This is a genomic window from Clostridium sp. AF21-20LB (assembly GCF_003478795.1).
Taxonomy (GTDB): domain Bacteria; phylum Bacillota; class Clostridia; order Lachnospirales; family Lachnospiraceae; genus Otoolea; species Otoolea fessa.
Map to the genome: position 1 here is coordinate 127028 of NZ_QUGD01000007.1, position 9832 is coordinate 136859.

Sequence of the window (9832 nt, forward strand, 5' to 3'; positions counted from 1 at the left end):
TCATGTTTTTGGCGGGTCCCAAGGTCAAAAATTTTCCTGCAAGCAAGCTTGCGTCGAACTTCTGACCTTTTGACCCTGGTATCATATCAAATTACTTTATAAGTATAACATAGAAAAATGTAAAATACCTAACGGAAATATTACAATTTTAACAAGTCCTCGGAAACAATTTTTCGATAATAATTTTTCGCATACCGGTACATCACGATCGTGTAATCGCCAAATTCGCGCCCTTCCATACTCTTGAAGACCGCCCAGAGCGCCCACAGGAAACCGCCGAGCGCCGCATAGGCATACGTGACAAAGCGTTCCTCGTCTGATGGGGCGTGCTGGAGGTATTCTTCCAGAAGGTGGTCAAGCTCTTCCTGTGAATAATATGAATAAATACTGCACATCGCAATATCAATGAGCGGATCGCACATGCCTGCATACTCCCAGTCGATCAGACGCAGGGAGCCGTCCGGCAGAAACAGGAAATTGTCCGCAACCGAATCAATATGGGAAAGGCAGCAAGGACGTTTCAGTGTATCCAGCCGATCCATCAATTCATTCATCCGGGCGCGGACCGCCGGGTAGTCCTCGAACAGCATTTCCTCATGTCCGCGGCAGATCCTTTCATAAAAATCAATCCGTTCCCGAATGCGGAACGTGTGCGGAACCGTCACGCCGGAATGATGCAGCTTCCGCAGCATCTCCATGCAGGCGGCCATCTCCTGCGGATTCTTTGCATCCGCATTCCGAGCGCCCTCATAATACTGGGCGATCTTGTAGCCGGTTTTTCCGTCAAAATACAAAATATGTTCGGTAATGCCAAGCGGTGTGACCGCCTTGTAAACAGCCTCCTCCTCTTTCCGGTTAATCAGAAATTCTGTTCCCGGACCCGGAATGCGGCAGATATAATGTTTTCCATCCAGTTCAAACAGGAACGACTGGTTTGTCATACCAGATTTGAGACAGCGGATGTTGTGTATCGCTTCCTCTTTTACATTGAAAACGTGTGCGACCAGCTGCATGGCGGCATTGTCCGAATGATTCTGATATTTCGGATCAAACAGGCGCAGTTCTTCCAGGTTTTCAAACTCATAGACCTGATCCGCCGGCTGGCAGTTCATCGAAAAATCCAGTTCTTTGATATGATCGACGACAACCTGTTCCCAGTACCATTGTTCTGTGCCAGGCTGATGATAGGCTTCCTCAATGAGCGGAATGAGCTGGTTGGAAAAATCACGCGAGAGGAACGCAGGTCCATACATGACCCAGGAATCATGCCCACCGACCTGCACCGATGTGATACGTCCCTTTTTATTAGAAGAAAGACACCATTCCGACGTTTCACCATCCATATAAACAGAAGAGTACCATGCGCCGCACTCATATTTATGGTACATATTGTTCCGAATCCAGTTGTCCGAGACAAGCAGATACATATTGCGGCCGCGGAACAGCTCGCGGGCATGGTAGATCGTAGCCAGATTATTTTTGGTGGCGTACTCCGGGTTATAGAGGAGTTTGACCTGATATTTGTCGATCAGATATTCAAACTTTTCCTTTAAATAACCGACGATAATTGTGATATCCGTGATCCCCGCTTCATGGAGCTGCTTGATCTGGCGCTCAATCATCCGCTCGCCAAACACTTCCAGAAGCCCTTTTGGCGTTTCAAACGTCAGCGGCACAAACCGAGAGCCAAACCCGGCGGCGGTAATGACGGCGCCATCCACTTTAAATTGTTCCAGATACTTAAGCCCCTGTTCGGTCAGCAGATATTTCCCCGTATCCATATCCGTCATGAGAAATGCCTCCTCCAGGCAGTCCCCAAGCAATTTATTCACAGTCCCCAGGGAAAGATTCAAAATCGAAGCAAGCTCCCGCTGGGTCACATCCGGATTCTCATAGAAACTCCGGCAGATCAGTCCATAGCGATCCATATAAAACCTCCTGAATTATTAAATTCTTTTATTTTTCTCTTATATATTCACGTATTTCGTCATCATTATAGATGGATAAGAGTGAAAATAGGTTCTAGCTGTTGTGTGTTCAAAAAATAAAATTAAAAGTGATATATGAACATTATAGCATAAACACAGAGAAAGTAAACGGAAAAAGCAATGCTGCGGGGGGAAGAATAAAGACTGTTACTGGGCACGTATGCGTGAACAGTGACGAAAGGCTTGATAAGGTGGTCTGTGGGAAATAAGAAACGTAAAAAATACTGGAAATATAGGCATTTTGGCGGTTAAAACATGATTGTACAAATATAAATACAATTACGAAACTATAAAGAATTTTCGTAAAAAATCCGTAAGAAAATGCACAGATAAATGTTATGGTATTTTGGAAAAACGTGTATTATAATGTGGGTGTATCGGAGAAAGGCAGTACTTCACAGGGAAGAGAAACATAGGAAATACAGACAATATTCCACTTCAAAATAAAAAGTTGGAAATTCTGTAAAAAAACTATTGATAATTTTCCATATCCGAAGTATAATGACCTGGTAATGCAGTTAGGATTTCGAGAAAAATATTTCAAAAAGTAAAAAGGAGAGTGCATTAATTATGAGAAAGCAGACTAAATTAGTTGCAGTACTTTCTGCAGCAGCTTTACTCGCTATGGGTGCTTCCATGACTTCTTTCGCAGCTGGTTGGGAGAAAGATGACGCTGGAGTTTGGCACTACTATGACAGCGATGATGAGATGGTAACCGATGAGTGGAAGAAAGATGGCGGTAAATGGTTCCATCTTGACGAAGATGGTGAGATGGAGACAGATACATGGGTAGATGATGACTACTATGTAGCTGAAGATGGTCATATGCTGACCAACGAGTGGAAAAAGACCATGGCTGATGAGGATGAAGATGATCCGGAAGACGGCGGCGAGCATTGGTACTACTTCAACAACAAAGGTAAAAAAGTTACCGATACAGATAAGAAGATCAATGGCAAGACCTACTACTTCAACGAAGATGGTGAGATGCAGTATGGCTGGCACGAGGAAGACGGCAACGCATACTACTTAGGTACTGAGGACGAAGGTTGGAGAGCTGAGTCTCAGTGGCTGTGGCTTGAGAAATCCGGTAACAATGAGAACGATCTGGATGATGATGATGATCTGGAAGTAGTTCTTGATTGTTCTGAAGATGACAACTGTGATGATGAGGGTTGGTACTGGTTCCAGTCTTCTGGTAAAGCATATCATGACACAGGCAAGAAGAAAATCAACGGCAAATACTATATGTTCAACGAGCACGGTCAGATGCTGTACGAGTGGATTGATGGTAAGGCTGTTGAACAGGGTTCCAACGCACAGCTTGATGGTAACCTTGCTAAGGGCGAATTAGCTACAACCAGCGTAATGAGATACTACAACGAAGTTGAAGATGGTTCCAGAGGTAACGGCTGGTATCAGATCGACGGCGCTGAGGATCTGGATGCTGATGGTGATACAGACTGGTACTACATCGATGACGGTGAAGTTAAATACGCTGATGGCGGTTCCAAAGACTTCGCTACTTACGATGATGACGGAGCTGTATACGTTCAGAGAATCAAAATTGAAGGTAAATACTTCTCCTTCAACGAAAAAGGTCAGATGCAGGATGGCTTACAGTACTGCCAGGCTGACGGCGGATTCTACTACTTCGATGCCAACGGCTATCAGAAGACTGGCCGCGTAACATCTGTAGAGAACGACGATGATGATTACACATTCTACTTCAACACCAAGAATGGTAAGAATGGTCTTGGCTACAATGGTCTGAAAGATGATTATCTGTACTTCAACGGTAAGAGACTGGATGCAGATGATGACTACAGACTGTACTACTATGATGGAGATATCTATCTGACCAATACCAAGGGTAAAGTTCAGAAGACCTCCAAGAAGTATGACATCGAGAACAAGGGCATCGCTGAGGATGATGTAAAAGTAGAGATCAGCGGCAAGAAAGTTGTATCCGTTACTTTAGCTAGCGGTAAGACAATCAAAGCTGAGGATCTGATTGCTGATGCAGAAGCTCAGTTTGGTAAAGATGTTGTTACAGAGGATCAGATCGTATCTGTACCGTTCATCCAGCTGTATGATGACGATATTTATACCTACACAAATCTGGCTGGTACTAAGGCTGTTGAAGGTTGGTTAGGATTAAACAAATAATTAATCTGAATTTTATTCGATTAGTCATTTGACCTAGGATAATTGAGAAGCGGTATTTCAGGATATTTCCTGGAATGCCGCTTCTTTTTTAGTAAAAAGAGCTCCGATACCTCGAAGTGTTTCGAGATGGCGGAGTTTTTTATGTGGTCGCAATGTAAATGAAGCCTGTCTGTATGACTGCATTTGCCCTCTGTCAGTTAAAGAATAGAATATGCAAAACTCTCTGCAGTACTATCATTTTGAGTTTAAGCATATCTTCCAAGTCTTGTTTCACTGATTCTTTCATGATATGATAATAAAAACAACAAATTATCATGATGTGTGATAAACGTGCAGTTTTATTAAAAAGAGAGGGAGCCATATGGTATATATTTAAATCCCGGAAACGCAGCTTTTTCAGAAGCGGTGCATTCTCAGATCTATGTAGATAAAACAGAGCTGATTTCTTATACCAACAGTGTGCTGGCAACAAACCAGAAAAATATCTGCGTCAGCCGCCCAAGGAGATTTGGAAAATCCATTACAGCCAATATGCTGGCTGCTTATTATAGTAAGGGATGTCAGTCTGATACTTTATTTAAAGACCGAAAAATCAGCTGTTCAAAAGATTATAAAAAATATTTAAACACTTACACAACTATATTTTTAAATATCCAGGAATTTTTAAGTCGAAGCTCTAATGTAGAAGAATTGATTCAGCGGATCCGGCGTTCACTCATGAGAGAAATTCGCCGTGAATATCCAACGATTGATTTTTATGATGAATTAGATCTGACGGAAAATATGAAGGAAATTTATGCTGAAACAAATGAGCCATTTATTATAATCATTGATGAATGGGATTGTATTTTTAGGGAATACGCAGAAGATAAAGCGGCTCAGGAACGATATCTGGATTTTCTTCGTGATTTTCTAAAGGATAAGGCACATATACATCTGGCATATATGACAGGAATATTGCCAATAAAAAAATACGGTACCCATTCTGCGCTCAATATGTTTGATGAATTCTCGATGGCAAATCCAGGTGTTCTGGCGCAATATGTCGGTTTCACAGAAAATGAGGTGCGCTGCCTCTGCTCAGATTATCAAATGGATTTGGCAGAAATCAAAGAATGGTATGATGGATATCGCTTTGAAAAAGCCTCTTCTATTTACAGTCCGCGTTCGGTTGTGGCTGCTATGACTTCTGGTATCTGCGATTCTTATTGGAACCAGACCGAAACATTTGAGGCACTGCGCGGATATATTGACATGAATTTTGATGGGCTGAAAGACGATGTTCTCAGCATGATGGCCGGAGAAATGGTACCGGTCAATACAGGTAGTTTCAGCAATGATATGACGACATTTCACAGCGAGGATGATGTCCTGACTTTGCTGATTCATCTGGGATATCTTGGATACGATTTCAGCCATAAATCAGTTTTTATTCCGAATAATGAAATCCGTGGAGAGTTTGTAAATGCGGTTTCGGTTTCTCAATGGGGAGAGGTCTCGAAAGCATTAAAAAACTCAGCTGATTTACTTAATGCTATCTGGAGAAAAGATGAAGAAAAAGTAGCTGTCTATATGGAACAGGCTCATTTTGAAACATCCCATTTACAGTATAATAATGAAAATGCACTGAGTTATACTGTATCACTGGCACTCTACGCTGCCAGAAACTTTTATCAGGTTTATCGTGAATTTCCATCGGGATCTGGATTTGCAGATATAGTTTATTTACCGCGAAAAGAATTTCCGGATAAGCCAGCTTTGATTGTCGAACTAAAATGGAACAAATCGGCCGAAGGCGCAATTCACCAGATATTAAAAAAACAATATTTCCAGAATCTGGAAGATTATTCAGGAAATATGCTGCTGGTTGGAATCAATTATGATTTAAAGACGCGAAAACATGAATGTAAAATTTTAGAATTTAAAAAATGAAAAGCAAGTTATTTGTCACGGCGGCAGTAAAAAGAGATGTTGATTGAGAAATCCTCTTTTTGCGGCCGATGTGATTTGACATCCAATTCAAATCTGAATCATTAAGCTGATAGCTTGATATAAGAGGACTCCGTCACTTCAGAGAAGTCTGAGGTGGCGGAGTCCTCTTTTTGTCAAGGTCGAACGTTGTACCGTTTACTAATTCAATCTTTCAAATATACCAGGCAGCGTTTCTTAAAAAAAGCAATTCCATAACACAAAATTTTATCATAGGAATCCTCAAATTCTTTTGCATACATTTTTTCATCGATCTGGGCAAGTGCTTTTTGGCAGGATTGTTTCATCTGGTCAAGCGTGCTGGAATATTTCACTTCAAAAAGGGCCAATTGTCCATTTTCAGAGTCGTAGACAATCACATCGCTTCGTCCTTCTCCATGCTCTTTATTCGACTCCACCACATAACCGGCACCAGTAAAAATACCTGCCAGAAATGCATGGTAAAAGTCTTCTCGGTAATCATGATAACTGATGGTTTTTCTTAAAAGTTTATTCATCTCATCCGTCATCCTGTCGCTGTTTCCATCCCATACCGCATGAAATAATTCTGTGCGGTTCCAATGCTTCGTTGATTCGTTAAACCATTTTATAATTGTTGACTCAAAAATATCTTTGATTTCCCTATTCGGAATCATCAACGCGGTTGTTCCATCTGGAATAGTTTCTTGAATATCCATCTCTCGAACGCGCGTCAGATAACCGGTTAAATATAAAATACTCCATAAGTTATCCTCGGAAGAATGAAGATAATCATAGGTTAAATTTTCTTCAATCTTTTGGAAAATATATCCGCCGGACAATAATTTTTCCAATTTCATTGTGATACTGCTTCCAGCATAATCAATGAAAGAGCGAATAATTGCATTATCGCTTGTATTCTTCCAATAACTCTCAGGCTTCATGGAAGGATTATGCTGAAGATCCCGAAGATAATTCATCACATCCCACGGGCAATATACATCAAAGCATCCGAAATGATAACCGTCATACCAGGCTTTAATTTCATCCGAATATTCGGCAGTATTGGATTCCTTTAAAATCTGATTTACATCGTTTTGTGTAAAGCCAAAATATTCATTTAATCGAGAATCTGTGATGGTATCCGAAACAAAATTATTGGTTCCAGTGAAGATACTTTCTTTAGCAATTTTCAAGCATCCTGTCACAACCGCAAAGCAGAGGCTGGAATTATCTTTTAATGAGGTACTCATCATTGCTTTCATGATTTCCAGCATTTCCTGATAATACCCATTGCTGCTTGCTTTCGCAACGGGAACATCGTATTCATCCAACAAAAGAATAACTGTCTTCCCATAATAAGCCTGCATCATTTTCATCAAAATCAGGATAGAACCCTTTACATCTGTTGCAGATGCAGTCTGATTTTTTAGTCGTTTAAAAATCTCTTTATATGCATCGCTGACGGCATCGCTTTGCTCCAAATAAGAGTATTCGATGCATATCTGGGATATGACAAATTTCAGCATATCAAAAGCACTGTCAAATGTAATCCCATCTACATCCTTAAAGGTAATAAAAAGAGTCGGACGCTGATTCATCCATGTTTGACAAATAGCTGATTCATGACTGATTTCCAAATCTTGAAATAACGAATGGTTATCATGTCGAATATCGAAAAAATGTTCCAGCATACTCATAGCCAGCGTCTTTCCAAATCGTCTGGGGCGAGTAATCAGCGTGACGTTTGCTGTGCTTTTCTTTAATAATTCCGAAATGAGTCCCGTTTTATCCACATAGTAATATTCATTTTCACGTATCTGAGAAAAATCCGAGACGCCAACCGGAATATTAAGATTCGTCATAGAATCATCGCTCCTTTCGAAAAATCAGGCTGTTTTTATTATCATATCATGAAAGGATGGGGGAAACAAGGTGGAGAAAGAGATTGAACAGATAGAAAAAAGTCCCCTGGGAATCGCCCTAACAAAAAAGGGTTGTTACACCATATAAGTGCACAACCCTTTTCATTTTATTCAGATCTGCCACACGTTTGTGTAACAGCTCTTCTTTAAATGTTATTTGAGATATAGATTATTTATTAGCTACAGCGTTCTGTGCTGCCTCGTAAGCATCTGTATTCTCGTAGTGTGTAACGCCCAGTGCATCCTGATAAATTGCATTGTCGAACAGCTCAATCTTCGGTAATGTAGCGGCGTTCTTATAGGTGCCCTCAGAACCATCTTTAGTAGAAGAGGCAATCTCGTATGTGTTTCTGAACGTAAACTTAACGTCATCACCAAAATTTTCTACATCATACTCTTTAGAAGTAGATTTCTGAAGTTTACCTTTGTTGTTTACCAGATAGTATTTCTTATCTACAACATAGATTCTGTAATCATCATCTGCTTCCAGTCTCTTGCCATTCCAGTAAAGGTAACCGGATTTCTCACCTGTATAACCCTGACCATTCTTACCATTCTTGGTCTCGAAGTAGTAGGTGTAGTTATCATCCTCTTCTTCAACATTAGCAATCTTGCCGGTCTTCATATAACCATCATTGTCGAAGTAGTAGAATTTCTTATCGATCATCTGTAAACCAGTCTGCATCTGACCAATTTCATTGAAGCAGAAGTTCTTGCCATTGATCTTGATCTTCTTGGTATATACTTTAGCACCGTCATCAGTTAAGTCAGTATTGTTCTTCTCACCGTCATCAGCTTTCTTAGCCTTACCGTCTTTGAAGTAATACCAATCGGTATCATCGCCTGCCTTAAGTGCATCAGCACCATCGATCTGATACCAGCCATCAGCTCTCCAGCCCTCTTCAACTACGTTCATGTAACGTACTTCAGAAGCGGTAGCTTCGATGGAATCGCTATCCAGTTTTGCATTGGAAGCCACGTTTGCTTTAACACCATTGATCCACTCATACAGCATCTGACCATGATTGTTGAAGTAGTAGTATTTACCGTTGATCTTTTTCTGCTTAGCGTCTTTGTACATCTTACCGTCGCTACCGAACCAGTACCAACCTTCTTCATCACACGGATCATCATTCTGAGAATCATGGCTTACGGCATCTGCTGCATCTTTCTCATCATCATCTTCGGAATCCGGAGCAGCTAACCACAGCCAAGAAGAGTTGGTTCTAGCACCGTCATCCTCTTCGCCTAAGTAGTATACGTTGTTGTTAGAATCAGCATACCAACCATACTGCATTTTTCCATCTTCATCGAAGAAGTAAGTCTTGCCATTGATCTTTTTATCATCAGAAGTGGTCTTTTTACCCTTGCTGCCGAAGTAGTACCAGCTTTCGCCATCCTCGTCCGGATCATCCTGATCGTCATCGGACACGGTCTTCTTCCACTCGTTAGTCAGCATATGACCATCTTCAGCTACATAGTAGTCATCGTCTACCCAAGAATCTGTCAGCATGTTGCCGTCATCATCCAGATAGAACCACTTACCACCGTCTTTTTTCCACTCGCCTGTTACCATCTCATCGTCGCTGTCATAGTAGTGCCAAACACCAGCGTCATCTTTCTCCCAACCAGCTGCGAAAGAAGTCATGGAAGCACCCATAGCGAGTAAAGCTGCTGCAGAAAGTACTGCAACTAATTTAGTCTGCTTTCTCATAATTAATGCACTCTCCTTTTTACTTTTTGAAATATTTTTCTCGAAATCCTAACTGCATTACCAGGTCATTATACTTCGGATATGGAAAA

Annotated in this window: 5 protein-coding genes; 2 read left to right on the forward strand and 3 right to left on the reverse strand. The window is 41.1% G+C overall.

What is annotated here, in order from left to right; translation table 11 throughout:
- Window positions 1–140: 140 nt before the first annotated feature.
- The gene (locus DWX76_RS05975; RefSeq protein WP_118468357.1) at window positions 141–1928 is read right to left on the reverse strand and encodes a phosphotransferase; all 1788 of its coding nucleotides are present in this window, start codon (window positions 1926–1928) and stop codon (window positions 141–143) included.
- A gap of 630 nt (window positions 1929–2558) precedes the next feature.
- Between DWX76_RS05975 and DWX76_RS05980 the strand changes: the two genes are divergently transcribed.
- Window positions 2559–4157, forward strand: coding sequence for a glucan-binding protein (locus DWX76_RS05980; RefSeq protein ID WP_118472622.1), 1599 nt, complete (start codon window positions 2559–2561; stop codon window positions 4155–4157).
- Between the two features lie 405 nt (window positions 4158–4562).
- On the forward strand, window positions 4563–6089 hold the full coding sequence (locus tag DWX76_RS05985) for an AAA family ATPase (RefSeq protein ID WP_243015228.1): 1527 nt from the start codon (window positions 4563–4565) through the stop codon (window positions 6087–6089).
- 203 nt (window positions 6090–6292) lie between these two features.
- Here DWX76_RS05985 and DWX76_RS05990 read toward each other — a convergent pair whose 3' ends face one another.
- Entirely contained in the window at window positions 6293–7969 is a 1677-nt protein-coding gene (locus DWX76_RS05990; protein ID WP_118468352.1) for an AAA family ATPase, read from the reverse strand.
- 229 nt (window positions 7970–8198) lie between these two features.
- Window positions 8199–9743 carry a glucan-binding protein gene (locus tag DWX76_RS05995; RefSeq protein WP_118522443.1) on the reverse strand — a complete coding sequence of 515 codons (1545 nt, stop codon included), beginning with the start codon at window positions 9741–9743 and terminating at the stop codon, window positions 8199–8201.
- Window positions 9744–9832: the final 89 nt, after the last annotated feature.